Annotated in this window: 27 protein-coding genes and 2 pseudogenes; 23 read left to right on the top strand and 6 right to left on the bottom strand. The window is 35.9% G+C overall.

Features of this window, described 5'->3' with window-relative positions; translation table 11 throughout:
* Positions 1-44 precede the first annotated feature (44 nt).
* Genes isdE through srtB form a run of 4 tightly spaced genes read left to right on the top strand, consistent with a single transcriptional unit; the run spans position 45 to position 3494 of the window.
* Positions 45-926: a heme ABC transporter substrate-binding protein IsdE gene (isdE, locus tag PQF83_RS13445; protein WP_002163510.1), complete on the top strand. Its 882-nt coding sequence runs from the start codon at positions 45-47 to the stop codon at positions 924-926.
* Positions 927-953: 27 nt separating this feature from the next.
* The gene (locus PQF83_RS13440; protein ID WP_001036822.1) at positions 954-1937 is read left to right on the top strand and encodes a FecCD family ABC transporter permease; all 984 of its coding nucleotides are present in this window, start codon (positions 954-956) and stop codon (positions 1935-1937) included.
* Positions 1927-2697: an ABC transporter ATP-binding protein gene (locus PQF83_RS13435; RefSeq protein ID WP_000403755.1), complete on the top strand. Its 771-nt coding sequence runs from the start codon at positions 1927-1929 to the stop codon at positions 2695-2697. The genes PQF83_RS13440 and PQF83_RS13435 overlap by 11 nt, the downstream gene beginning before the upstream one ends.
* A 32-nt stretch (positions 2698-2729) precedes the next feature.
* On the top strand, positions 2730-3494 hold the full coding sequence (srtB, locus tag PQF83_RS13430) for a class B sortase (RefSeq protein WP_001086112.1): 765 nt from the start codon (positions 2730-2732) through the stop codon (positions 3492-3494).
* Positions 3495-3560: 66 nt separating this feature from the next.
* On the opposite strand, the gene isdG is transcribed toward srtB, so the two are convergent.
* On the bottom strand, positions 3561-3884 hold the full coding sequence (gene isdG / locus PQF83_RS13425; RefSeq protein WP_000587815.1) for a heme oxygenase: 324 nt from the start codon (positions 3882-3884) through the stop codon (positions 3561-3563).
* Positions 3885-4227: 343 nt separating this feature from the next.
* On the opposite strand from isdG, the gene PQF83_RS13420 reads away from it, so the two are divergent.
* Together PQF83_RS13420 and PQF83_RS13415 are read left to right on the top strand one after the other, a co-directional pair.
* Positions 4228-6018: a cation:proton antiporter gene (locus PQF83_RS13420; protein WP_000230346.1), complete on the top strand. Its 1791-nt coding sequence runs from the start codon at positions 4228-4230 to the stop codon at positions 6016-6018.
* An 89-nt stretch (positions 6019-6107) separates the two neighbouring features.
* Entirely contained in the window at positions 6108-7307 is a 1200-nt protein-coding gene (locus tag PQF83_RS13415; RefSeq protein ID WP_001255958.1) for a class I SAM-dependent rRNA methyltransferase, read from the top strand.
* A 38-nt stretch (positions 7308-7345) separates the two neighbouring features.
* Here the strand turns inward: PQF83_RS13415 and PQF83_RS13410 are convergent, their stop codons facing one another.
* Entirely contained in the window at positions 7346-7540 is a 195-nt protein-coding gene (locus tag PQF83_RS13410; RefSeq protein ID WP_001014310.1) for a YwbE family protein, read from the bottom strand.
* Positions 7541-7714, bottom strand: coding sequence for a hypothetical protein (locus PQF83_RS13405; protein WP_001293578.1), 174 nt, complete (start codon positions 7712-7714; stop codon positions 7541-7543).
* A gap of 168 nt (positions 7715-7882) precedes the next feature.
* Between PQF83_RS13405 and PQF83_RS13400 the strand changes: the two genes are divergently transcribed.
* The 7 genes from PQF83_RS13400 (at position 7883) to PQF83_RS13370 (ending at position 13082) form a co-directional block, all read left to right on the top strand.
* Positions 7883-8575 carry a response regulator transcription factor gene (locus PQF83_RS13400; RefSeq protein WP_000018056.1) on the top strand — a complete coding sequence of 231 codons (693 nt, stop codon included), beginning with the start codon at positions 7883-7885 and terminating at the stop codon, positions 8573-8575.
* A gap of 1 nt (position 8576) precedes the next feature.
* Positions 8577-9512, top strand: a complete 936-nt coding sequence (locus PQF83_RS13395) for a HAMP domain-containing histidine kinase (protein WP_000247662.1) — start codon at positions 8577-8579, stop codon at positions 9510-9512.
* A gap of 125 nt (positions 9513-9637) precedes the next feature.
* Positions 9638-10561, top strand: coding sequence for an ABC transporter ATP-binding protein (locus PQF83_RS13390; protein WP_000221094.1), 924 nt, complete (start codon positions 9638-9640; stop codon positions 10559-10561).
* Positions 10554-10715: a hypothetical protein gene (locus PQF83_RS13385; protein WP_000931773.1), complete on the top strand. Its 162-nt coding sequence runs from the start codon at positions 10554-10556 to the stop codon at positions 10713-10715. Before PQF83_RS13390 ends, PQF83_RS13385 begins: the two co-directional genes overlap by 8 nt.
* A 35-nt stretch (positions 10716-10750) precedes the next feature.
* The gene (locus PQF83_RS13380; RefSeq protein WP_000945218.1) at positions 10751-11455 is read left to right on the top strand and encodes an ABC transporter permease; all 705 of its coding nucleotides are present in this window, start codon (positions 10751-10753) and stop codon (positions 11453-11455) included.
* 37 nt (positions 11456-11492) lie between these two features.
* On the top strand, positions 11493-12362 hold the full coding sequence (locus PQF83_RS13375) for a DUF4097 family beta strand repeat-containing protein (RefSeq protein WP_000720984.1): 870 nt from the start codon (positions 11493-11495) through the stop codon (positions 12360-12362).
* A 24-nt stretch (positions 12363-12386) separates the two neighbouring features.
* Positions 12387-13082, top strand: a complete 696-nt coding sequence (locus PQF83_RS13370; RefSeq protein ID WP_000902919.1) for an ABC transporter permease — start codon at positions 12387-12389, stop codon at positions 13080-13082.
* 80 nt (positions 13083-13162) lie between these two features.
* On the opposite strand, the gene PQF83_RS13365 is transcribed toward PQF83_RS13370, so the two are convergent.
* A complete protein-coding gene (locus PQF83_RS13365) occupies positions 13163-13666 on the bottom strand; it encodes a DinB family protein (protein WP_000284962.1) in 504 nt (167 codons plus the stop codon).
* 168 nt (positions 13667-13834) lie between these two features.
* Here PQF83_RS13365 and PQF83_RS28500 point away from each other — a divergent pair.
* Positions 13835-14089 (top strand): annotated as a pseudogene (locus PQF83_RS28500) (septation ring formation regulator EzrA); the annotation flags it as partial.
* Between the two features lie 136 nt (positions 14090-14225).
* Here the strand turns inward: PQF83_RS28500 and PQF83_RS13360 are convergent.
* A pseudogene (locus PQF83_RS13360) lies at positions 14226-14330 on the bottom strand (iron ABC transporter permease); the annotation flags it as partial.
* A gap of 213 nt (positions 14331-14543) precedes the next feature.
* Here PQF83_RS13360 and PQF83_RS13355 point away from each other — a divergent pair.
* The 8 genes from PQF83_RS13355 to uvrC all read left to right on the top strand — a co-directional run bounded on the left by PQF83_RS13355 (position 14544) and on the right by uvrC (position 23208).
* Positions 14544-15527, top strand: coding sequence for a BclA C-terminal domain-containing protein (locus PQF83_RS13355; protein ID WP_196240833.1), 984 nt, complete (start codon positions 14544-14546; stop codon positions 15525-15527).
* 188 nt (positions 15528-15715) lie between these two features.
* Entirely contained in the window at positions 15716-17401 is a 1686-nt protein-coding gene (locus PQF83_RS13350) for a long-chain-fatty-acid--CoA ligase (RefSeq protein WP_000414715.1), read from the top strand.
* Positions 17402-17507: 106 nt separating this feature from the next.
* A complete protein-coding gene (locus tag PQF83_RS13345; protein WP_000742222.1) occupies positions 17508-18095 on the top strand; it encodes a TetR/AcrR family transcriptional regulator in 588 nt (195 codons plus the stop codon).
* An 11-nt stretch (positions 18096-18106) separates the two neighbouring features.
* A complete protein-coding gene (locus PQF83_RS13340) occupies positions 18107-18883 on the top strand; it encodes an enoyl-CoA hydratase (protein ID WP_000911290.1) in 777 nt (258 codons plus the stop codon).
* A gap of 78 nt (positions 18884-18961) precedes the next feature.
* Positions 18962-19735 carry an electron transfer flavoprotein subunit beta gene (etfB, locus tag PQF83_RS13335; RefSeq protein ID WP_001029030.1) on the top strand — a complete coding sequence of 258 codons (774 nt, stop codon included), beginning with the start codon at positions 18962-18964 and terminating at the stop codon, positions 19733-19735.
* A gap of 36 nt (positions 19736-19771) precedes the next feature.
* Positions 19772-20749 carry an electron transfer flavoprotein subunit alpha gene (gene etfA, locus PQF83_RS13330; RefSeq protein ID WP_000101965.1) on the top strand — a complete coding sequence of 326 codons (978 nt, stop codon included), beginning with the start codon at positions 19772-19774 and terminating at the stop codon, positions 20747-20749.
* 211 nt (positions 20750-20960) lie between these two features.
* Entirely contained in the window at positions 20961-21275 is a 315-nt protein-coding gene (gene trxA / locus PQF83_RS13325) for a thioredoxin (RefSeq protein ID WP_001018943.1), read from the top strand.
* 148 nt (positions 21276-21423) lie between these two features.
* Positions 21424-23208 carry an excinuclease ABC subunit C gene (gene uvrC, locus PQF83_RS13320; RefSeq protein WP_000544280.1) on the top strand — a complete coding sequence of 595 codons (1785 nt, stop codon included), beginning with the start codon at positions 21424-21426 and terminating at the stop codon, positions 23206-23208.
* Positions 23209-23321: 113 nt separating this feature from the next.
* On the opposite strand, the gene PQF83_RS13315 is transcribed toward uvrC, so the two are convergent.
* Positions 23322-23771, bottom strand: coding sequence for a YslB family protein (locus PQF83_RS13315; RefSeq protein WP_000042219.1), 450 nt, complete (start codon positions 23769-23771; stop codon positions 23322-23324).
* Between the two features lie 300 nt (positions 23772-24071).
* Between PQF83_RS13315 and sdhC the strand changes: the two genes are divergently transcribed.
* A complete protein-coding gene (sdhC, locus tag PQF83_RS13310) occupies positions 24072-24698 on the top strand; it encodes a succinate dehydrogenase cytochrome B558 (RefSeq protein ID WP_000678352.1) in 627 nt (208 codons plus the stop codon).
* The last annotated feature ends 9 nt before the right edge of the window (positions 24699-24707 follow it).

The following is a 24707-nucleotide window of genomic DNA, read 5'->3' as shown; positions in this document are numbered from 1 at the left end:
CGTGCATCAAGACTTGTTTCATATTGTTTGGAAAGGAGTGGTGATTGAGAGTGAGGAAAATTGCAAGTGTACTAATGGCTATCATTTTATTAGTGAGTATAGCTGGGTGCTCATCACCTAAAAAAGAAACTGCGAAGCAAGTAAAGAGTGAAAGTAAAGAGCGAATTGTTGCAACGACAGTCGCTGTTACTGAAATTATGGATGTGTTAGAAGTAGATTTAGTTGGTGTTCCAACTAGTTCTAAAACCTTACCGAAGCGATATAAAGGTTTACCTGAAGTCGGGAATCCGATGAGTCCTGATATGGAAAAAGTAAAGTCGTTAAAGCCGTCAGAAGTATTATCCGTGACAACACTTGAATATGAATTAAAGCCAGTGTTTGACGGTGTAGGTATGAAAGCAAATTTTGTGGACTTAACTAGTTTAAAAAATATGCAAAATTCCATTAGTAATTTAGGTAAGCAATATGGACGCGAAAAGCAGGCTGAAGCAGTTGTAACGAAGTTAGATAAAAAGGTTGCTAGCATTCAAAAAGAAGTAAAAGGAAAGAAAGAACCGACAGTGCTTATTTTATTAGGTGTACCGGGGAGCTATTTAGTAGCAACTGAGCATTCCTATATTGGTGATTTAGTGAAACAACTAGGTGGTAAAAATATTGTACAAGGTGAACAAGTAGAATATTTAGCTTCTAATACAGAGTATTTAAAGAAAGCTGATCCGGATATTATTTTACGAGCAGCTCATGGTATGCCTGATGAAGTTGTAAAAATGTTTGATAAAGAATTTAAAACAAATGATATTTGGAAACACTTCGCTGCAGTTAAAAATAATCGTGTTTACGATTTAGAAGAGCGTTTATTTGGAACGACAGGAAATTTAGCAGCAATCGAAGCTTTAGATGAATTGAAGAAAATGATGTATCCGTGATGCATTTTCATATAAAGGAAGAGTGAAATGAATAAAAAAACTTGGAGTTTCTTCATTGTTACTGTATTGCTTATTGTTATGACGTCATTGTCAGCGATGAAAGGGAGTTTAGAGGTTGGTATCGTTGACCTTGTACAAGGGATATTTACAGGGGCAAATGAAGATGTTGAGGTCATTAAAGATTTACGTTTCCCGCGTATTATTATTGCACTGTTCACTGGGGCGGCTCTTGCTGTTTCTGGTGTTCTTTTTCAAGCTGTAATGAAAAATCCACTTGCCGATGCTGGGGTAATCGGTATATCTTCAGGAGCAAGTTTTATGACACTTGTTATTATTACGTTATTCCCGCAATTCTTTTTCTGGACACCAGTATTCGCCTTTTTAGGTGGTGCGTTTGCGTGTTATCTCGTTTATGCCTTTTCATGGAAGTCAGGGTTAAGTCCACTTCGTATTATTTTAGTTGGTATAGCTATTAATGCGATGTTTACTGGATTAAATGAATCTTTCATTACGATTTGTGGATATTTCATTAAGAGTATTAAGCAAACGACGACTTCTAATATAACGATGAAGACGTGGAGCGATGTAGAAATAATGGTTACGTATGGAACAATTGGTCTTATTCTTGCACTGTTTGTAGGAGCTTGGTGTAATTTATTATCGCTACAAGATAAGACTGCGAAAAACTTAGGTTTGCACGTGACGAGAGTTCGTCTTATTATTTCTGCTATTGCAGTACTCTTAGCTGCAGTATCAACAGCGATTGCAGGTGTTATTGCTTTTGTAGGATTACTCGTTCCGCACATTTCAAGGCAATTAGTCGGTTCAGATCATAAAGTATTAATTCCATTTTCTGCTCTTGCAGGAGCGTTATTAATTTTGACGGCGGATACGATTGGAAGGTTAATTGTACCACCTAACGAAATTCCGGCGGCGACGATTATGGCAGTTATTGGTGGCCCGTTCTTAATATTCTTGCTTAGAAAGAGTGATAAAGTTCATGGAAATTAAAAATGTAACCTTTTCATACGATAATGTAACAAATCGTTTAAAGTCTGTTAGTAGTGAAATAGAGATTGGGAAAATTACAACAATCATTGGTCCGAATGGTTGCGGAAAATCAACATTACTTGGTGTTATGTCTAGAAATCATGCTCCTAATAGTGGGGAAGTAATACTTGATGGAAAAACGATTAGTGAGTATAAACCGAAAGAGTTTGCTAGAAAGTTAGCTGTTGTCCATCAACAAAATGAGGCGCCAGCAGATATTACAGTGGAAAAACTAATAAGCTTTGGGCGTATGCCATATAAAAATGTTTTTTCTTCGCAAACTGATGAAGATAGAGAAGCAATTGAGCGTGCACTAACATGTACAAATTTGCAAAGTAAGCGTGAAAAGCCAATTCATGCTTTATCGGGCGGAGAGAGACAGCGAGTTTGGATCGCGATGACATTAGCTCAAAGTACACCAATGCTTTTCTTAGATGAACCGACAACATATTTAGATATTTATTATCAGCTAGAAATATTAGAGTTAGTGAAAGAGTTAAATGAAGTGTATGGATTAACGATTGTGATGGTACTACATGATATTAATCAAGCCATTCGTTATAGTGATCATATTATCGTTATGAAAGATGGGGAAATTGTTACGAAAGGTAATCCTAATGAGGTAATAACAGAAGAAATGGTTAAAGCAATATATGGTGTAGATGTCGTTGTAAAACAAGACGAAGATACAGGGTTATACATGGTACCAATGGGAATTTAAAGGCTGGGCATAATCCGTTTTGAGGTGATAATTTGAATAGTAAGAAAGAACGGAAAAAGAATTCTTTTTTTCAACGAATACTTACAATTGTATTTTTAGGAATCTTTTTCTATTCAATGTATGAATTGGGTGGGATTTTCATGGATTATTATGAAAATCGTAAAGTAATGGCTGAAGCGCAACATATTTATAAGAGAAGTCCAATGGAAGAAAAATCAGAAGATGGGGAAGTACGTAAACAGTTTCAAGCTCTCCAAAAAATTAATCTAGAAATAGTGGGATGGATTACGATGGATGATACACAAATCAATTATCCAATCGTTCAAGCGAAGGATAATGATTACTATTTATTTCGTAATTATAAAGGCGAGGATATGAGAGCGGGAAGTATTTTTATGGATTATCGTAATGATGTGAAATCTCAAAACCGAAATACTATTTTATATGGTCATCGTATGAAGGACGGTTCTATGTTTGGAAGTTTAAAAAAGATGTTGGATGAAGATTTCTTCATGTCCCATCGTAAATTGTATTACGATACATTATTTGAAGGATACGACGTTGAAGTTTTTTCAGTATATACGACAACGACGGACTTTTATTACATTGAAACGGATTTTGAAAGCGATGCAGCGTATACAGCATTCTTAAAGCAAATTCAAGATAAATCCCTTTACAAAACGGATACGAAATTGACGGCTAATGATGAAATTATAACACTTTCTACATGTGACTATGCACTTGATCCAGAAGCAGGAAGATTAGTCGTACATGCGAAACTAGTAAAAAGACAGTAAATAAAAAAGTATAGAATATGAGAAGTAGTAACGCTTCTCATATTCTATACTTTAAAAAAACAGTTTTTACTGTGCTGCAGCCATTGGCATACGTACAACTTTTACATCATAGTAAGAGATTTTATTATCAAGAATATAATCTGGCATTCCGCCTTGATGGGAGTGAGCAGCTTTAAATGCTGGGCTCTTTGTCCAACCTTGGAAATCTTCTTTTGCATTCCAGCGCGTGCTAATTGTTACCTCGTCATAATCAACTGTATTTTGCGTTAGAAGAACTTCTAATCCTAAAAATCCTGGCATTGTTTCGACTTGACCTACTTTATTAAAACGATCAATTAATTTATGTCCATTTCCCTTTGTAATTTTAGCTGTATTTGTAACAATAATCATGTTTATTCCTCCTATAAGTTGTAGCCTTTATTTTCGAGAATTCATATACATTAAATGATAATGAAAATCATTATCATTGTCAATGGTAATCTTAAATTATGATAATATTTTTAATCCCGCTATTTGTTGGGCAGTAAGACCCCCACCTCAAAATTTAGCGAAAGCGAAGAAGTTAGGTGGAGGGCGGGCTGATTAAAGCTTCACTTTATGTAGTATAATATCCTCCTGTTGACTATATATTTAACTTGGTTATATATTGTGTAAATAGAATCAATCGAAAATATATAGAAGTAAAGTATGGTTTATACTTTGCTGTCGCAATACTATGAACAAGGAGGGCATTATGGTTGAATCACTTTTACTTAGTATCGTTATTATTATTACATTAGGTATTGCTTCACAATGGACTGCATGGCGCTTCCAGCTTCCTGCGATTGTTGTTATGGCAGTTGCTGGATTATTAATTGGTCCGGTTTTCGGTATTATTAATCCAAAAGAGGTGCTTGGAGATGTTTTTAGTCCACTCGTATCACTCTCTGTTGCGATTATATTGTTTGAGGGTAGTTTAAGTTTAGATGTACGTGAACTGAGGGGGCTATCAAAACCAGTATTTCGTATCGTTACGTTTGGTGCGTTTATCGCGTGGATTGCTGGCTCACTTGCAGCTCATTACGTCGCTGGATTAGATTGGGCGGTTGCATTTATTATTGGAGGACTTTTTATTGTGACAGGTCCAACGGTAATTATTCCGTTGTTACGCCAAGCGCGATTAAAACCAAGAACAGCTGCAATTTTAAAATGGGAAGGGATTATCGTTGATCCATTTGGCGCTTTGCTTGCTGTATTCGCCTTTCAAATTGTAAATTTCTTAACGAAAGAAAATGTACAATTACATACGTTGCTGTACTTCTTTGCAGGTTCATTATTTGCAATGGTACTCGGTTATGTATTTAGTATTTTTATGAGCTATATGATTTTAAAGGGAAAAGTACCAGAATATTTAAAAGCCCCAATTTTGCTAGTTACGGTACTGTTATGTTTTGGCATTGCGGATGAAGTGATGCATGAAACAGGTATGCTAGCTGTGACAGTAATGGGGATTACGCTTGCGCGGATGAAAAAATATATTTCTTCTATCGGTGATATTCGTCATTTTAACGAAAATATTTCTGTGCTACTAACGTCGACTGTTTTTATCATATTAACAGCATCCCTTCCAAGAACAACGATTATGGAGATTTTCAGCTGGCCTATTATAAGCTTCGTACTTATGATGCTATTTGTTGTACGCCCTTTATCGATTTGGATATCGACAATCGGCACAGAGTTAACAAAAGCAGAACGGGCGCTAGTTGGCTGGATTGCGCCGCGAGGTATTGTTGCATTAACGGTTTCAAGTTACTTTGCGACGGAGTTATTACAAGAAGGTTATAAAGATGCTTCTATATTAACGGCACTTACATTTGCACTCGTTATTACGACCGTTTGTGCTCATGGATTTTCAATTGGATTTTTAGCGAAAAGATTGGGATTGGCGAATACGGAGCCACCGGGAATTTTAATTTCAGGTGCGAGTACATTCTCATCTGCTTTTGCATTGCACTGTAAAGAGATGGGTATTCCGAGCTTAATTGTAGATGTATCAGAAGAGCATTTGCAATGTGCAAAGGGGAAAGGGCTTAATACATATAATGGCCAAGTACTTTCTGAACAATTACAATTTGAAGTTGATATGAATCAGTACGAATACTTAATTGCAGTTACAGATACGGATTCTTATAATGTATTAGTCGCAAATACATACGTACCGCAGTTTGGACATCATAATACATTTTTACTTCCAATCCATGATGTGGAAAAGATTGAACAAGAACGCATTTCCCTTTCGAAAAAAGCTCATTTACTGTTTGGTCAAAATGAAATTTATGAAGAATTAAATAGAAAAATTGAAGATGGTTATACGTTTAAAACGATACAAGTTGCAGAAGAACAAAAGATTAATAAAGAAGAAATCGATTCAGAGGATTTAATACTATTTATTCGCCATAGAGATGGTAGTCTTACTTTTTCAACATTGTATAAATATATAGCTGTTATGCCAGGGGATGAGCTAGTTGTACTAGCAAAGCAATAATATGGTATAGTGAAACGAGGCTGTTTTTCAGTCTCGTTTTTTAAGTGCTTCCTATAGAGAAAGCATGCAAATGGAAAGGAAGTTTTTATATGCGATCAGAAGTAACTGTAAAAATAAAACCGAAATTTATAAAAGAAATTAAAAGTGGATATCCGCTTATTTTAAAAGATGCGATTCAAAATTTAAATGATGTTCAGGAAGAAGGAACAATCATTAAAGTGGTAGATGAGAAGAACCATTTTGTCGGAAAAGGTTATTATGGAAAACAAAATAAAGGATACGGCTGGATTTTAACGAGAAAAGAGAGTGAACAAATTAATCAATCTTTCTTTGAAAGTAAAATTAAATCTGCCTTACATAAACGAAAGCAATTTTATAAATCAAGTGATACGACAGCATTCCGCGCTCTAAACGGTGAAGGTGATGGGCTTGGAGGCTTAATCATCGATTATTATGACGGCTATTATGTAGTAAGTTGGTATAGCGAAGGGATTTATACTTTCAGAGATGAGATTATAGCAGCTCTTCAAAAAGTAGCAAACTTTAAAGGCATTTATGAGAAGAAGCGTTTTGATACGAAAGGGAAATACATTGAAGGCGATGATTTCGTAGCAGGAGAGCGCGGTGAGTTCCCGCTTATCGTAAAAGAGAATGGTGTGAATTTCGCTGTTTATTTAAATGACGGAGCGATGGTTGGTGTATTTTTAGATCAGCGTAACGTGCGAAAACAAATTCGTGATAAATATGCGAAGGGAAGAACAGTGTTAAATATGTTCTCTTATACAGGTGCCTTCTCTGTATTTGCAGCGCTTGGTGGAGCGAGCAAAACGACGAGTGTCGACCTTGCAAATCGTAGTTTAAGTAAAACGATTGAGCAGTTTAGTGTAAATGAAGTTGATTATGAAGCGCAAGATATTATTGTAGAAGATGTATTCCTTTACTTTAAATATGCAGCGAAGAAAAAGATGAAGTTCGATATGGTTGTATTAGACCCTCCAAGCTTTGCGCGCTCGAAAAAATATACATTTAGTGCAGCGAAAGATTATAAAAATTTATTAAAAGAAACAATTGCCATTACAGAAAATAACGGTATTATCGTTGCTTCTACAAATTGTAGTGCATTCGATATGAAAAAGTTTAAAGGCTTTATCGATACAGCCTTTAAAGAAATGAATGGTAAATATAAAATATTAGAAGAACATTCTTTACCAGAAGATTTCCGTACCATTGATCAATTTAAAGAAGGAGACTATTTAAAAGTAGTTTTCATCGAGAAAATTAAAGGGTAATAAAGAAAAGGAGCTCGAGTTTACTTGAGCTCCTTTTCTTATTGAACGATATTTTGTACTCTACCGACTTGCCCGTCCTGCAATCGAACTTTAATGCCATGCGGATGAGAAGGGGAGTTCGTTAAAATATCTTTTACAATTCCACGTGTTAATTTGCCAGTTCGTTGATCTTGTTTTAATACAATATCAACTTCAAGGCCGGGTGCGATATTAGAACGTTTTTGTCCGTTCATTTATACACCTGTACGTCTACGTTGGTTGTTTGTCTTTTTCGTTTGTTGGTTTTGTAACTTTTTTGTTTCTTGGCTTTGGTTTTTGGCATTTTGACCATTACCGTTACCTTGCTTTTTCTTTGCAAGTTGTTCGCGCATTAAATCAGCTAAGCTTACTTTTTTGTTTTCTGACATGATAAGTCTCCTTTATATAAAGTTAATTATGAACAATCGTAGTGAATTTCATCATATCATTGTTAAGGAAGGAAGGGAAGTTGGTTTGAAAATTCATATATTTGTTTCAAGTCTGTAGTAGTTACGATACAATTGAATTGTTAACGTTTGTAAAAAGGGGATAGACATATGTCACATCATATATTATTAGTTGAAGATGATCTCTCAATTCAAGAGATGGTGGAAAAGTATTTAATAAAAGAGGGCTTTCAAGTTACAATCGCGTCTGATGGAGAAGAGGGCGTGAACACATATTTAAAAGGTTCATTTGATTTGATTATCCTAGACATTATGATGCCAAAGTTAGATGGCTTAGAGGTTGTGCGAATTATTCGAGAAAAAAGTGCTGTTCCGATTTTAATGATGTCGGCAAAAGATACAGATGTTGATAAAGCTGTCGGATTAGGGCTTGGAGCAGATGATTACATTTGTAAGCCATTTTCTATGATTGAATTAGCCGCGCGTGTAAAAGCAGGAATTCGGAGATCTACGAAATATTCAGCTACAGAAACAACAGAAAAGATGATTCAAATTGGTGATTTAACGATTGATCCAATTAATTTTACTGTGGAAAAAAACGGGAAGCCTCTCAAACTTACTTTAAAAGAATTTGAGATTTTAAAACTGTTTGTAAAGAATCAAAATCGTGTATTTACGAAAGCACAAATATATACGCTAATTTGGAACGAAGAGTATTACGGTGACGATAACGTTATTAATGTTCATATGAGAAGATTGCGTGAGAAAATCGAAAGTGATCCATCTAATCCAGAATACATTAAAACGTTATGGGGTATCGGTTATAAGTTGGAAGTGATGTAATATGGTCAATTTGTTAATAGGTATTATTTTTATATTGTTATGTGTCATTTATATACAATATAAAATGAGGAAAAATAGTAGCAAAAATTTGCGATACACATATGAAAAGTTAGAAAGTATTGTTAATGAAAAAACAGGTGAGAAGTTACTTGTTATGACAGATGATCTAGAATTGCAAAAATTGTTAGTGGCAATTAATCAATTGTTAGATGCAAAACAGAAAACAAATGCAGATCATGCGAAAGTAGAAATTTCGATGAGAAAAATGCTTTCAAATATTTCACATGATTTGAAGACGCCACTAACAGTTATTCTTGGATATACAGAAATGTTAAATAAGGATAAAACGATAAATGAAGAAGAACAACAAATATTACTTGAGAAAGTGCATACGAAAACACTAGAAGTGATGGAACTAATTCATAAGTTTTTTGATCTAGCAAAGTTAGAATCTGGTGACAAGGCAATCGAGATGACAAAAGTAAATATGAATGAAGTTTGTCGAGAGAAGATTTTATCTTTTTATGATTTAGTGACGTCGAAAGGTTTTCATGTTCATATTGATATACCAGAAAGAAATATATATGCACTTGGAAATGTAGAAGTATTAGGTAGGGTATTGAACAATTTTATATCAAATGCGATTACATATGGAGACGATGGAAAGACACTTGGTATGACGTTAAGAGATGATGAAACGAATGTGTATATAGACGTATGGGATACAGGAAAAGGAATTGATGAATCGCATATTGATAAAGTGTTTGAGCGTATGTACACACTTGAAGATTCAAGAAATAGATTGTACCAAGGGAGCGGTTTAGGGTTAACGATTACGAAAAGGCTTGTGGAAGCGATGGATGGAAAAATTCATCTTTCTAGTAAGCCGTATGAAAAAACAATTTTTACAGTTGCATTAAAGAAGATGCAGTTTTAGCTTGTAGAGAAGTAGATTCTACAAGCTTTTTTGCAGCGTAAGGAATTTGTAAGAAACGGGTAAGAAAAAAGAGATTTCCGTTGTCTATTATAGAAATATAAAGTAGTGCGAAAGGGGAAAGTGATATGACCTATATATTAAAAACGAATCAGTTAACGAAAGTGTTTAAAGGAAAAGAAGTTATTTCTAGCGTTAACATGCATGTGAAAAAAGGAGAGATATACGGTTTCTTAGGACCGAATGGTGCTGGTAAAACAACGATTATGAAAATGATTACAAATTTAATAAAACCGACGAGCGGTGAGATTGAAATTTTCGGTGAGAAGTTAACAGATACATCTTATGAAGTATTAAAGAGAATGGGGACGATTATTGAATATCCAATCTTTTATGATAAATTAACGGCGAAAGAAAACTTAGAATTACATTGTGAATATATGGGCTATTACGATAAAAATGAAATTGACCATGCTTTACATTTAGTGAAGCTGCAAGGTATAGATAATAAAAAAGTAAAAGATTTTTCATTAGGAATGAAACAACGACTCGGTATTGCAAGGGCAATCGTAACAAAGCCAGAATTACTCATTTTAGATGAACCCATTAACGGTTTAGATCCAATTGGTATTAAAGAGTTACGAGACTTATTTAAAATGCTTTGCAAAGAATATGGTATTACATTATTAGTCTCTAGTCATATTTTAGGTGAGATGGAGCTAATGGCGGATACAATTGGTGTAATTCAAAATGGAAAACTAATAAAAGAAGTTTCAATGAAGAGTATTAACGGAAAACAAACAGAGTACATTGAAATCACTGTTCCTGATGTGAAGCGTGCAGCTTATATTTTAGAAGATAAACTTGGCATAAAAAATTATAAAATAATGAGTGGAAATATGATTCGTGTGTATGATACAGAAGTGTCTCAGCAAGCCATTTCAAAAGCGCTTATTATGAACGATGTGGAAATTGAAAGTATTAATAAGAAACATAGTTCCTTAGAGGAATATTTCTTAAATGTAATGGATGGAGAGGGCATTCATGCTTAATGGATTGTTAGTGAATCTAGTAAGTGGATTGGTCGTAATGTTCATAAGCGGGATTTTATATTATAGGAAACCAGAGCGGAAATGGTTGTTAATTCTACTAATGATAGGAATGTTAAGCGTAGTTACTGCTGGAATTAGAATGTTAGCAGCATAAAGACAGTTATATAAAGAATGGAGGAGTGGTTTTGTATGCTTAGATTAATGAAGCTCGAATGGAAGAAACATCAATTATCTAGTTACTTTAAAAGTGTAGCAATTTGTATTATAGCAATTTTCGCTGTAGTAAGCCTTATGGCAGTGGGAATGAAAGCCGAGGAAGACGTGCTCTTCTCTGACTTCACACAGAACATGGCTTTAATAAATATTTTTATTAGGGTAACATTCATTATTTTTAGTTCGGTCATTTTATCACGTTTAGTAATTGATGAGTATAAGAACAAAACGATACAACTATCATTTATGTATCCGCTGCAAAGGAAAATGCTAATGAGTGCGAAACTAACAATTGTTTTCTGTTTTTGTTTTGTGAGCACGATTATCGCGACTTTCATTATTAGCTTGCTCGTATATTTTGTGAGTCCAATGATGGGACTGATTGAAACACCTGCTACGATAGGCGAAATAATAGCTATCGTTCCAGGTACTATTATAAGTGCATTTATGATATCTGGTATAAGTTTAATTCCTTTATTTTTTGGAATGAGAAAGAAATCGACACCGACAACGATTACTTCGGCAGTAATAATTGGTATGCTGATTAGTGGTAACGTTGGTGCTGGAAACGGTCAAGTAAGTATGTTTGATTTTATAGCTATCCCAATCGTGCTCTGTTTATTAGGAATTTTCATTAGTTATCTATCATTTCGTAAAATCGACAAGATCGATGTGGCGTGAAGTAAGCTTAAAACAAAAACGAACTGGGGTATGAATAATGAAAAAAATAATAGTAATTGCAATATTATTCATTATAATTGCTAGTGTGGTTTTTGGTTTTAAGGTATTTCAGGGGAAAGATTTTAAGAAAGAAAAGTCTTTTGATATAAATAATATAAAAGAAATAGAAGTAGACAATGAAAATTGGAATATTGAATTTAAAAGTACAGACGCTAATAAAATAGTAATTTCCGCTCAAGGTCAACAAACAGATAAAGAGATAGATCCCGTCAAAATAGAAAATGATGAAAATAAAATTGTGATTAAGCAAAAACAAAAGGCGACCAGATTTTTTTATGGTTTTACGTTTAGGAAGAAAAATAGTATATCTATAGCTATTCCGAAGAAAGAAATAGATAAAATTATATTAAATAATAAATCGGGTGATGTGAAAATAAACGATATAGTAGTAAAAAGCATCGTGACAAAAGGCAAATCTGGAGATGGAATGATTACAGGACTATCGGCAGAGAAGGGTGAATTCACATCCGAAAGTGGAGATTTAATGTTAAAAGATAGTTTATTACAAGATGTAAATATAACTTCCACTACTGGCGATAATTATGTGAAAAATGTAAAAAACGAAAATATGAACATCACTTCAACATCTGGGGAAGTATTACTGAAAGATATGACAGAAGGAAAATCATTATTTATAGAAACAAAATCAGGGGATATTGGCGTACGGTATAAAGGTGTCCCGGCATCATTGAAGCTTATGGCCAAAAGTAATTCGGCTGACGTAATAGTGGATTTAAAAGGACTTAAGAAAGATAAAAATACAGAAAAAATAAAAGTAGGAACGATTGGTGATGCGAAAAATGAAGCGAAGATTTTAAGTGAAACAGGAGTCATTTATATTGATTAAGTCTTAGGAGGAAGGAGGACTATCATGCTACATTTAATGAAGCTAGAATTGAAAAAGTTTAAGCTTGGTTGGTACGTGAAGAGGGCAATTATTGCAAATATTGTTATACTGGCATTAATGATCTTTGTGAGCATCATCGCTCAAGTAGAAGGGGATGCAGAAATAAGGAATCCAGAGACGATATTGTTAATGGCTAGCACAATAGTAAGAGCAACATTTATTATTTTTGGTAGTGTCTTAATCGCAAGGTTAATAATTGGCGAATATAAAAATAAAACAATACTACTTATGTTTTCTTATCCTATTAACCGAAAGAAAATGATGGCTAGTAAGTTGGCTATTACAGCGATAGTCACATTTATAACAGTTATTGTATCTAACATTTTAGTAGTAGGAATTTTCTTTGGGATAGATAGCTATTTTTCAATTCTTCCTAATTCATTCACAGTAGATCAATTGGTGCAAGAAGGAATAAAACTGGTTCCTTTAGCCATTGCAACTGCGGGAATGAGTTTAATCCCTCTATATTTCGGAATGCGTAAACGTTCAGTGCCAACTACAATTGTTTCATCTCTTATCGTTGTCTCAATTGCAATGAATAGCAACCCAGAGTTTCCCACAGCAACTTTTCTTCCCCTTCAACTAGCATTGGCAGCAATTGGAGTTGCCATTGCATATTACGGAATTAAAAATATAGAGAAGGAAGATATAACTGTATGATAAGAATACGTAAAATAGTTTCACATGAAACAAGTTACAGAAAAAGACAAGATGTGTAAACACCTTGTCTTTTTCTGCTGTTACATTTTAGGAGCTTCCATTCCAGCGGCAGCCCATTCTTCTTTTGCAGGGCCATATACGCCAGGGACTGTTAAGCCAGCTTGCCTCATTAATACCGTCATTTGTCCGCGGTGGTGATTTTGATGATTAATAAGTGTCATTAAAAATATAGAATTTGGCATAGGACGACCAAAGAAGTCATTAATAGTTGCTAAATCTTTATCAGCCCATTTACTTTGAAGTGCTTCAACAAAAGCTGTATTCACTTTACGATATCCATCTGCAATTGTTTTTGCTGAAGTTGGAACAGGATAATCTTTCGTTTCTCCTTCAAACTTAAGCCCAGTACCAGATAGTATAACAGGAATTGCCGTCACGATATGCCAAGCAACTCTGCCTAACGTCCAATGCTCAGGTGCAATTTCTTGTGATAAAGATGCATCGGTTAATGAATCAAGCATTTTCTGAGTAGACGCAGCCTCGTATGTCCATGATTGCAAGAAGCCTTCAATTGTTTGGTACATTATTGTTATCCCCCCTATTTATGTTCATACATTAAATTCGAGAGAAGTGATGCATTCCCTTTTAATAGAAAAGCTTTCGTTAAATATTGCTACATTATAAAAATAATTAGAAAATATTTATAAAAGTGTCAGAAAAACGATCTTTTTATTCGTATATGTAATGAATAGAGAAATGGAAGTGAATTTCTGTATATAAAGTATAAAAATGATAAGGAATACGTATTGTTAGGGAATGCTGATGATTACAGAGGGCTATTTCAAATAATAGGTGGATTGAAAGTAGCGAACGGAATAGAACTAAAATTACAAGATAAGGAATTAAAGAGAAAGTTAACTTTAAAACGAAGTGTGTTCAATATAATCATGTATTCACTTGTTATATATTTTATGTACAAAGCTTATATTAATTTTATCCCGCATTAACGGGCAGTAAAACTCCCGTCTCAAAACTCGGCTAGATTGAAGAATTTAGATGGAAGTCAGGTTGCCTGTAAAAGTCTAATTATAGTTTCACTCTATGCCATAATAGAAAAACCAGCTTCATATATGAAGCTGGTTTTTAATTAACCTTCTTTTCACTCTTCCTCATCAAACATGAGAAATAAGGTGCTCCAATTACAGCAACGACAAGGCTGGAAGGGATTTCTTTCGGATATGCAATCGTCCCAATACAAAGTGAAATGTGTATAGTTAATAATCTGTGGAGATGAGGCGAAAGTACAAGCAAAAGGAGAGCAAATTGCATGTAATAATTACTAGAATCTATGGAATGTATCTGTGTTTATCCTATTAAGTAAATTATTTCTTTGTTAGTTAGATAGGTGTTTTTTAACTAGATGATTTTACTTAAAAGATCGAAGTAAAGGAAGTGATCAACATGTCTTCATGGAGAAATAATATAAATGGATATTGTAGTTGTAATAATCAAAATGGTGTACATGTTGATTCGTGTTGTTTTAGTTGCGATGGGACAGTGCCTAAGCTAGGCCCAACCGGTCCGACGGGAGCAACAGGTCCAACGGGAGCAACGGGAGCGACAGGAATAACAGGAGCAACAGGAATAACAGGAGCAACAGGAATAACAGGAGCAACAGGAGCAACGGGAGCGACAGGAATAACAGGAGCAACGGGAGCGACAGGAATAACAGGAGCAACAGGAATAACAGGAGCAACGGGAGCGACAGGAATAACAGGAGCAACAGGAGCAACGGGAGCGACAGGAATAACGGGAGCGACAGGAATAACAGGAGCAACAGGAATAACAGGAGCAATAGGAATAACAGGAGCAACGGGAGCGACAGGAATAACGGGAGCAACGGGAGCAACGGGAGCAACGGGAGCAACAGGAATAACGGGAGCGACAGGAGCAACGGGCCCAACCGGAGTGACAGGAATAACGGGAGCAACAGGTCCAACAGGCTCAACGGGGGCAACCGGAGCTACAGGTACAAGTATCACGGCGACGTATGCATTTGCAAATAATACGTCGGGAACAGCGATATCGGTACTTCTTGGTGGAACGAATGTCCCGCTTCCGAATAATCAAAACATCGGTCCAGGAATTACTGTTTCTGGTGGAAATACAGTATTTACGGTTGCAAATGCTGGGAATTATTATATTTCATATACAATTAATATAACGGCTTCGTTATTAGTCAGTTCACGGATTACAATTAATGGAGCACCACTTGCTGGGACGATCAATTCTCCTGCGTTAGCAACTACATCATTTAGCGCAACAATTATTACAACTCTTGCAGCAGGAGATGCTATTAGTTTGCAACTATTTGGTTTGTTAGCTGTTGCAACATTATCAACAACTACACCAGGAGCTGTGTTAACGATAATAAGATTAAGCTAAATAATAACTCTCTTATTTTTTTATAGATTAGGAGAGTTTGTACATATAATAAGAAGTTAATGGAGTGAAGCATAGTTATATAAAAGCCAGAATATTATGATTGTAACGTTATGGTGACTATAATATAATGAAAACAACCTCATGAATGAACATTCATTTATTTTTATGTATTTGAAGGGGGAATGAAGGTGGAAAAACCATGGTTGAAAAATTATCCAGAGGAAATTCCAAGTACAATTTCTTATGATATTCAGCCGCTTCATAAATATGTAGAACAGATGGCTTCTCGCTACCCAGAAAAGAAAGCGCTTCACTTTTTAGGGAAGGATATTACATTTTCAGACTTTCATGATAAGGTGAAGAGATTTGCAAATTATCTTCAAAAGCTCGGTGTGGAAAAGGGTGATCGAGTTGCCATTATGTTGCCGAATTGTCCGCAAGCTGTAATCGGTTATTACGGTACATTACTTGCGGGAGGTATCGTAGTCCAAACAAATCCATTATATACAGAAAGAGAATTAGAATATCAACTTCATGACTCGGGAGCAAAAGTCATTCTTTGCCTCGATTTAGTGTTCCCAAGAGTAACGAATGTTCAATCTGCTACAAAAATTGAGCATATTATCGTAACTCGTATTGCGGACTTTTTGCCCTTCCCTAAAAATCTATTGTATCCATTTGTGCAGAAAAAACAGTCAAATTTAGTTGTGAAAGTATCAGAGAGTGAAACGATTCACCTTTGGAACTCAGTAGAAAAAGAAGTGAATACGGATGTTGAGGTGCCTTGTGATCCTGAAAATGATTTAGCTCTTTTACAGTACACAGGAGGAACAACTGGATTTCCGAAAGGCGTTATGTTAACGCATAAAAACCTCGTTTCTAACACTTTGATGGGAGTTCAATGGTTATATAATTGCAAAGAAGGAGAAGAAGTCGTTCTTGGGGTTCTTCCATTTTTCCACGTGTATGGCATGACGGCTGTCATGAATTTAAGTATTATGCAAGGATACAAAATGGTTCTTATTCCAAAATTTGATATGAAAATGGTTTTTGAAGCGATTAAGAAGCATAAAGTGACATTGTTTCCAGGAGCACCAACTATTTATATCGCTCTTTTAAATAGCCCGCTTTTAAAAGAATACGATATTTCGTCTATTCGTGCTTGTATTAGTGGATCAGCACCACTACCAGTAGAAGTACAGGAAAAGTTCGAAACAGTTACAGGGGGTAAACTCGTAGAGGGATATGGTTTAACAGAATCATCTCCAGTTACACATAGTAATTTTTTATGGGAAAAGCGAGTGCCAGGTAGCATTGGAGTTCCGTGGCCAGATACAGAAGCAATGATTATGTCGCTTGAAACTGGTGAGGCATTACCACCGGGAGAAATCGGTGAAATTGTAGTAAAAGGTCCTCAAATTATGAAAGGATATTGGAATAAGCCAGAAGAAACAGCAGCTGTACTGCAAGATGGATGGCTCCATACAGGGGACGTTGGCTACATGGATGAAGATGGCTTTTTCTATGTGAAAGATCGTAAGAAAGATATGATTGTTGCGAGTGGATTTAATGTGTATCCTCGTGAAGTAGAAGAAGTATTATATGAGCATGAAAAAGTGCAAGAAGTAGTGACGATTGGAGTTCCCGATCCGTATAGGGGAGAGACAGTTAAAGCGTTTGTTGTGTTAAAAGAAGGTACAGAGTGTTCTGAGGAAGAATTAAATCAGTTTGCTCGTAAATATTTAGCGGCCTATAAAGTTCCGAAAGTATATGAGTTTAGAGATGAACTGCCGAAAACGACAGTTGGGAAAATTTTGCGCCGTGTCCTAATTGAGGAAGAGAAAAGAAAGAATGAGGATGAGCAAACGGGCTAAGGCCCTTTCTTTTTGAAAAAATGGGATTGACACTTTTCTAAATAGTCAGTATTATAAGAATATGAATGACTATTCATTCAGTCATCTTCTTGAAGGGGACAGTAAAGTGAAGAAAAATAGACCGAAATACAATCAAATTATTGATGCGGCAGTCATTGTGATTGCGGAGAATGGGTACCACCAAGCGCAAGTTTCTAAAATAGCAAAGCAAGCTGGGGTAGCTGATGGCACGATTTATTTATATTTTAAAAATAAAGAAGATATATTAATATCCTTATTCCAAGAGAAGATGGGAGAATTTGTCGAAACAATTCGTCAAAAAACAGCAGGAATTGAAAGCGCTGTATCGAAGTTATTCATGTTGGTAGAAACGCACTTCTTGCTGTTGTCGCAAAATGATCCTCTTGCTATCGTTACGCAATTAGAGCTAAGACAGTCCAATCAAGACTTACGCCTGAAAATAAATGAAGTATTAAAAGGCTACTTACAAGTTATTGATGAGATTTTAGAGACTGGTATAAAGCAAGGTGAATTCCAAGCGGATTTAAATGTTCGCGTGGCAAGACAAATGATCTTTGGAACAGTAGATGAAGTTGTGACCAATTGGGTAATGAGCGATCATAAGTATGATCTGGTCGCACTTTCAAAAACGGTACATGGGCTACTTATTGCAGCTTGTGGTTATCGTCAATAATGGGAGGGATCATGTTGAAATTCCTATCTGTAAGAGTTGAAGATCATATCGCGGTGGCTACGTTAAATCATGCGCCAGCTAACGCGATGTCTTCACAAGTTATGCATGACGTTACTGAATTAATTGATCAAGTGGAGAAGGATGATAACATTCGTGTTGTTGTTATTCACGGTGAAGGGCGCTTCTTCTCGGCGGGAGCAGATATTAAAGAATTTACATCTGTTACTGAAGCGAAGCAAGCGACTGAATTAGCGCAGCTTGGACAAGTTACGTTTGAGCGCGTTGAAAAATGTTCAAAACCAGTTATCGCGGCAATTCATGGAGCGGCACTTGGCGGCGGCCTTGAGTTTGCTATGTCTTGCCACATGCGCTTTGCAACTGAAAGTGCAAAACTTGGTTTACCTGAATTAACACTTGGATTAATTCCTGGATTTGCAGGTACACAGCGATTACCACGTTATGTTGGGAAAGCGAAAGCTTGTGAAATGATGTTAACAAGTACACCGATTATTGGTGCAGAAGCATTAAAATGGGGACTAGTTAACGGAGTTTTTGCTGAAGAAACATTTTTAGATGATACGCTTAAAGTTGCAAAACAGATTGCTGGAAAAAGCCCAGCGACGACTCGTGCTGTACTAGAGTTATTGCAAACGACGAAATCGTCTCATTATTATGAAGGTGTACAACGCGAAGCTCAAATCTTTGGTGAAGTATTTACGAGTGAAGATGGAAGAGAAGGTGTAGCGGCGTTTTTAGAAAAACGTAAGCCTTCATTTAGCGGCAGGTAGTTCAATTATTTTTTTAATATAAATTAACAGAAAATTAAAATTGATAGAATCTTTCTGAAAAACAAGGGGGTAAATGGAATGAACATCTACGTACTCATGAAACGAACATTTGATACAGAAGAAAAAATCGTAATTAAAAACGGTGCAATTTACGATGGCGAAGCGGAATTCATCATCAACCCTTACGATGAATATGCAATTGAAGAAGCAATTCAAGTAAGAGACGCACAAGGTGGAGAAGTTACTGTCGTAACAGTTGGTGGCGAAGATAGTGAGAAAGAACTTCGTACGGCGTTAGCGATGGGCTGCGATAAAGCGGTATTAATTAATATTGAAGATGATGTAGAAAATGGTGACCAGTTCACGACAGCAAAAGTGCTTGCTGAATATTTAAAAGATAAAGATGCAGATTTAATTTTAGGCGGAAACGTTGCAATTGATGGTGCATCTGGACAAGTTGGTCCGCGTGTAGCTGAAGCGTTAAATATTCCGTACGTAACGACAATTACAAAACTTGAAATTGACGGTACAAACGTGAAGATTGAGCGCGATGTTGAAGGTGATACAGAAGTGATTGAAACTTCATTACCAGTTTTAGTAACAGCACAGCAAGGTTTAAATGAACCTCGTTATCCATCGCTTCCAGGTATTATGAAAGCGAAGAAAAAGCCACTAGAAGAATTAGAATTAGATGATTTAGATTTAGAAGAAGATGATGTGGAAGCAAAGACAAAAACAATTGAAATCTATTTGCCTCCTAAGAAAGATGCAGGAAAAGTGTTACAAGGCGAGCTGCAAGATCAAGTAAAAGAACTTGTATCGTTGCTCCATACAGAAGCGAAAGTAATCTAATAAAATACGAAATTATATATGCAGGAGGGAAAATCTATGGCTCGTAAAGTATTAGTAATGGGTGAAGTTCGTGATGGATCGCTACGTAACGTTTCGTTTGAAGCGGTAGCAGCAGCAAAAACAATTGCAGAAGGCGGTGAAGTAGTAGGTCTTCTAGTTGGAGACAGCGTTGCTTCTTTTGCAAATGAATTGATTCATTACGGTGCAGATCGCGTTGTGACAGTTGAAAATGATAAATTAAAATCATATACATCTGATGGCTATGCACAAGCATTTTTAGCTGTATATGCTGAAGAAAATCCAGAAGGTATTGTATTTGGACATACAGCACTTGGGAAAGATTTATCACCAAAATTAGCAGCGAAGCTTGAGGCTGGTCTAGTTTCTGACGTAACTGCTTTAGAAGTTGAAGGTGGAAATGTTATCTTTACTCGTCCAATTTACTCTGGTAAAGCGTTTGAGAAGAAGATTGTAACAGACGGCATCTTATTTGCGACAGTGCGTCCAAATAACATCGCAACGCTTGAAAAAGATGAGTCTCGCAGTGGTGACGTGTCTTCTATTACAGTAGATGTGAAAGACTTACGTACAATCATTCAAGATGTCGTCCGTAAGACGGCAGAAGGCGTTGATCTTTCTGAAGCAAAAGTGATTATCGCTGGCGGACGCGGTGTGAAGAGTGAAGAAGGGTTCAAGCCATTAAAAGAGTTAGCTGACGTATTAGGCGGCGCTGTTGGAGCATCTCGTGGTGCTTGTGACGCTGAGTATTGCGATTACTCATTACAAATTGGTCAAACTGGTAAAGTTGTTACGCCAGACCTATACATTGCATGCGGTATTTCTGGAGCGATTCAGCATTTAGCTGGTATGTCTAACTCAAAAATAATCGTTGCGATTAATAAAGACCCAGAAGCAAGTATCTTCAAAGTAGCTGACTACGGTATTGTTGGCGATCTATTTGAAGTGGTACCTCTTTTAACAGAAGAGTTTAAAAAGTTAAAAGTACATTCATGATTTGAGTACCCTTGAGTTCCAAGTGAAGTACCCCTATATATAGAAAAAGGTGAGAGATCCCCTGTCTCTCATCTTTTTAGTATTTAATCCGTATTTTTATATAGTATAAAGGAACACTTTTTTGTTACAATACATAACGATACATATTATTCGCCACGTATATAAGTTAATGATATACTCTTGGTAGAATATACTTGAAGGAGGAAATAAAATGGCAATTGTAAACGCAAATGACCAAAGCTTCGCAGCAGAAACTAGCGAAGGTGTTGTATTATTAGATTTCTGGGCACCTTGGTGTGGACCTTGTAAAATGATCGCTCCTGTATTAGAGGAAATTGATGCAGAACTAGGCGAAAAAGTAAAAGTAGTAAAAGTAGACGTGGATGAAAATCAAGAAACTGCTCGTCAATTCGAAGTAATGAGCATTCCAGCTCTTTTCGTATTAAAAGACGGTAAAGTAGTTGATCAAGCGTTAGGTTACAAACCGAAAGAAGCGTTAGTAGAATTAGTTTCTAAACACTTCTAAAATAAAAAGGCTACCATTTGGTAGCCTTTTTTATTTTCCTTTTTTACACCTTTCCGTTACAATGAAAGAACGTATGTTGGGTGTTTTGGCATAGTATGTTTTCATGTGAAAATAAAAATGCTAAGCATGTAGAAATGGAGGGTAACGAGTGCACGAACATTTAAAAGAGAAGTTGGCTATTTTACCAGATCAACCTGGTTGTTATTTAATGAAAGATAAGCAAGGAACGGTTATATATGTCGGAAAGGCAAAAGTGCTTAAAAATCGTGTGCGCTCGTACTTTACTGGTTCGCATGATGGAAAAACACTTCGGCTAGTAGGGGAAATTGTAGATTTTGAATATATTGTAACCTCCTCAAATCTAGAGGCGCTCATTTTGGAGTTAAACTTAATAAAAAAACATGACCCAAAATATAATATTCAATTAAAAGATGATAAAACATATCCTTTTATTAAAATTACAGCTGAGAAACAACCGCGATTACTTATTACGCGAAATGTAAAAAAGGATAAGGGAAAGTATTTTGGTCCTTATCCGAATGCACAATCAGCTCATGAAACGAAAAAACTGCTAGATCGTATGTACCCGCTTCGTAAGTGCTCAAATATGCCCGATAAAGTTTGTTTATATTATCATATGGGTCAATGTTTAGCACCTTGTGTGAAAGAAGTTACGGAAGAACAAAATAAAGAAATTGTAGATGAAATTATTAAGTTTTTAAATGGTGGACATAAAGAAGTTCGTTCGGAATTAGAAACAAAAATGTATGAAGCTTCAGAGAAACTAGAGTTTGAACGTGCAAAAGAGTTACGTGATCAAATCGCTCATATCGATGCGATTATGGAAAAACAAAAGATGATTATGAGTGATTTAGTGGACCGTGATGTGTTTGGCTATGCAGTTGATAAAGGGTGGATGTGTGTTCAAGTTTTCTTCGTTCGAAAAGGAAAGCTAATCGAACGTGATGTTTCTATGTTTCCAATCTACGATGAACCAGAAGAGGGGTTCTTAACGTTTATCGGTCAATTTTATGAAAACAGCAGTCATTTTAAGCCGAAGGAAATTGTCGTTCCAGGAAGTATAGACTCAGAATTAGTAGAACGCTTTTTAGAAGTGGAAGTGACACAGCCGAAACGCGGTAAGAAAAAAGATCTTGTAGAACTGGCAAATAAAAATGCGAAGATTGCCTTGGAAGAGAAATTCTATTTAATTGAACGTGATGAAGAGCGAACGATTAAAGCGGTAGAGAATTTAGGGAAGCAGCTCGGAATTGAAACGCCTTATCGTATTGAAGCGTTTGATAACTCAAATATTCAAGGGACAAATCCTGTTTCGGCAATGATTGCTTTTATTGATGGGAAACCAGCTAAGAAAGAATACAGGAAATATAAAATTAAAACAGTTCAAGGACCAGATGATTATGAGTCTATGAGAGAAGTTGTGAGACGCCGTTATACAAGGGCGCTGAAAGAGGGGTTACCTTTACCAGATTTAATCATTATTGATGGCGGAAAAGGTCATCTGGCGGCTGCAAGTGATGTTTTAGAAAATGAGCTCGGTTTATATATTCCGATGGCAGGTCTTGTAAAAGATGACAAACATAAAACATCTCATTTAATTATTGGAGATCCACCTGAACCTGTGATGCTTGAGAGAAATAGCCAAGAATTTTATTTATTGCAGCGCATTCAAGATGAAGTGCATCGATTTGCAATTACATTCCATCGTCAATTACACGGGAAATCTGTCATTCAATCGGCACTCGATGATATTCCTGGAATTGGAGATAAACGAAAAAAGATATTGTTAAAACATTTCGGATCGCTAAAAAAGATGAAAGAGGCTTCTGTAACAGAATTTGTCGAAGCGGGTATGCCGAAAAATGTCGCAGAGACGATTTATAGTTATTTAGCGGATAAGAAGACGTTGTAGTTTACAACGTCTTCTATTTTTTGGTATAATTTCTGAAGATTTAAAATAAATTCAAATGAATGAAAATGCAAAAAGTCAACTAAACTGATATGTCTAGTTGACTGTGGGTAATGCTACACTTCAATGAGATCTTTTATATCCCATTTTACGAGAAATGTAATAGAGTCTGAACGTTTTTTCTTTTCTTCGTAGGACTCTGCAACGACGTTTCGTTGCTTTTGAATTTGTTCAGCGATGAACCCAGCTTCTAATTGATAAGAAGAATGTCTTTTTTGTTTTTGACGTTCAGCGATGAGTGTGCCTTTAAGTTGGAACTGCATTTCACGACGCTTATGTTCAATAATGCTTAAAGTGCCCCAGCCAGCTTTTTCAAAGAACTGAATGACTTCTTCAATTGTGTCTAGTGGATATTTTCTTGCAAGGTTTCTACCGGACCAGTATAAAATACCATCTAGATCGTTACCGATTAAATCAGGTAGTAATTCTTCACGTAGCAATTCGTAAGCGAAGGCGTTCAATGAAACATCTTCTAAAGATGTTGAATCGATTGTATTTTTACTCACAATATTCCCCTCTTTCTATAGGGATTATTATATAACATTTCTCATTTATAAAAACAGATTTTTCTTTGGGAAAATCTGAATATATAAGAAGAAAAAAAGAATTGGCAAATTATATGCAAATTATGTATACGTTTTCTTGACGCTTCGACAAAAATAGGAGTAAAATGAACTTGGTATCAAATTATGCTGAAATATTTCGAATAATTTTTTCAGTTTTTCTTATGCCAATAGTGAAAAAACATTATTGCCATAAACTAATCTGAAAACAGCAGTCAATCATTCAAGGGGGGTAATGGGGACATGAAAGGCCGCGAGTATACGTTTCGTAAGTGGCACTCATTAATGGGGGTCATCCCGGTTGGTGTCTTTTTGACGCAACATTTAATTGTAAACAACTTTGCAACACGAGGAGCAGAGGCTTTTAACAAAGCTGCAGGCTTTATGGAGCTCCTTCCATTCCGGTATGCGCTAGAAATTTTCATTATCTTTTTACCGATACTGTACCATGCTATATATGGCTTATATATTGCATTTACAGCTAAGAACAATGCGGTTTCTTACGGTTATTTCCGTAACTGGATGTTCGTCTTCCAAAGAATTTCAGGTATCGTTACACTGATTTTCATTTCTTGGCACGTCTGGGAAACTCGTATTCAAGCAGCGTTAGGTAAAGAGGTAAACTATGACATGATGGCAGATATTTTAAACAATCCAGCTATGTTTGCATTCTACTTAGTTGGTGTTGTTTCAACAATTTTCCACTTTGCAAATGGACTATGGACATTCTGCATCAGCTGGGGAATTACAGTATCTCCACGTTCACAAAGAATCTCTACTTATGTAACATTAGCTATTTTCTTAGGTCTATCTTATGTAGGTGTGAGTGCATTATTAGCGTTCATCGATCCACAGCTAGCAAACCAGTAAGGAGTGGGA

The organism is Bacillus sp. FF-1, from assembly GCF_028548245.1.
GTDB classification, from domain to species: domain Bacteria; phylum Bacillota; class Bacilli; order Bacillales; family Bacillaceae_G; genus Bacillus_A; species Bacillus_A paranthracis.
This window is presented reverse-complemented; position numbering and strand designations above follow the sequence as displayed.

Excerpts from the sequence above, each read along its gene's own strand:
- PQF83_RS13440 (WP_001036822.1), top strand. The coding sequence starts at position 954 with ATGAATAAAAAAACTTGGAGTTTCTTCATTGTTACTGTATTGCTTATT.
- PQF83_RS13435 (WP_000403755.1), top strand. The coding sequence starts at position 1,927 with ATGGAAATTAAAAATGTAACCTTTTCATACGATAATGTAACAAATCGT.
- isdG (WP_000587815.1), bottom strand. The coding sequence starts at position 3,884 with ATGATTATTGTTACAAATACAGCTAAAATTACAAAGGGAAATGGACAT.
- PQF83_RS13420 (WP_000230346.1), top strand. The coding sequence starts at position 4,228 with ATGGTTGAATCACTTTTACTTAGTATCGTTATTATTATTACATTAGGT.
- PQF83_RS13415 (WP_001255958.1), top strand. The coding sequence starts at position 6,108 with ATGCGATCAGAAGTAACTGTAAAAATAAAACCGAAATTTATAAAAGAA.
- PQF83_RS13410 (WP_001014310.1), bottom strand. The coding sequence starts at position 7,540 with ATGAACGGACAAAAACGTTCTAATATCGCACCCGGCCTTGAAGTTGAT.
- PQF83_RS13405 (WP_001293578.1), bottom strand. The coding sequence starts at position 7,714 with ATGTCAGAAAACAAAAAAGTAAGCTTAGCTGATTTAATGCGCGAACAA.
- PQF83_RS13400 (WP_000018056.1), top strand. The coding sequence starts at position 7,883 with ATGTCACATCATATATTATTAGTTGAAGATGATCTCTCAATTCAAGAG.
- PQF83_RS13395 (WP_000247662.1), top strand. The coding sequence starts at position 8,577 with ATGGTCAATTTGTTAATAGGTATTATTTTTATATTGTTATGTGTCATT.
- PQF83_RS13390 (WP_000221094.1), top strand. The coding sequence starts at position 9,638 with ATGACCTATATATTAAAAACGAATCAGTTAACGAAAGTGTTTAAAGGA.
- PQF83_RS13385 (WP_000931773.1), top strand. The coding sequence starts at position 10,554 with ATGCTTAATGGATTGTTAGTGAATCTAGTAAGTGGATTGGTCGTAATG.
- PQF83_RS13380 (WP_000945218.1), top strand. The coding sequence starts at position 10,751 with ATGCTTAGATTAATGAAGCTCGAATGGAAGAAACATCAATTATCTAGT.
- PQF83_RS13375 (WP_000720984.1), top strand. The coding sequence starts at position 11,493 with ATGAAAAAAATAATAGTAATTGCAATATTATTCATTATAATTGCTAGT.
- PQF83_RS13370 (WP_000902919.1), top strand. The coding sequence starts at position 12,387 with ATGCTACATTTAATGAAGCTAGAATTGAAAAAGTTTAAGCTTGGTTGG.
- PQF83_RS13365 (WP_000284962.1), bottom strand. The coding sequence starts at position 13,666 with ATGTACCAAACAATTGAAGGCTTCTTGCAATCATGGACATACGAGGCT.
- PQF83_RS13355 (WP_196240833.1), top strand. The coding sequence starts at position 14,544 with ATGTCTTCATGGAGAAATAATATAAATGGATATTGTAGTTGTAATAAT.
- PQF83_RS13340 (WP_000911290.1), top strand. The coding sequence starts at position 18,107 with ATGTTGAAATTCCTATCTGTAAGAGTTGAAGATCATATCGCGGTGGCT.
- etfB (WP_001029030.1), top strand. The coding sequence starts at position 18,962 with ATGAACATCTACGTACTCATGAAACGAACATTTGATACAGAAGAAAAA.
- etfA (WP_000101965.1), top strand. The coding sequence starts at position 19,772 with ATGGCTCGTAAAGTATTAGTAATGGGTGAAGTTCGTGATGGATCGCTA.
- trxA (WP_001018943.1), top strand. The coding sequence starts at position 20,961 with ATGGCAATTGTAAACGCAAATGACCAAAGCTTCGCAGCAGAAACTAGC.
- sdhC (WP_000678352.1), top strand. The coding sequence starts at position 24,072 with ATGAAAGGCCGCGAGTATACGTTTCGTAAGTGGCACTCATTAATGGGG.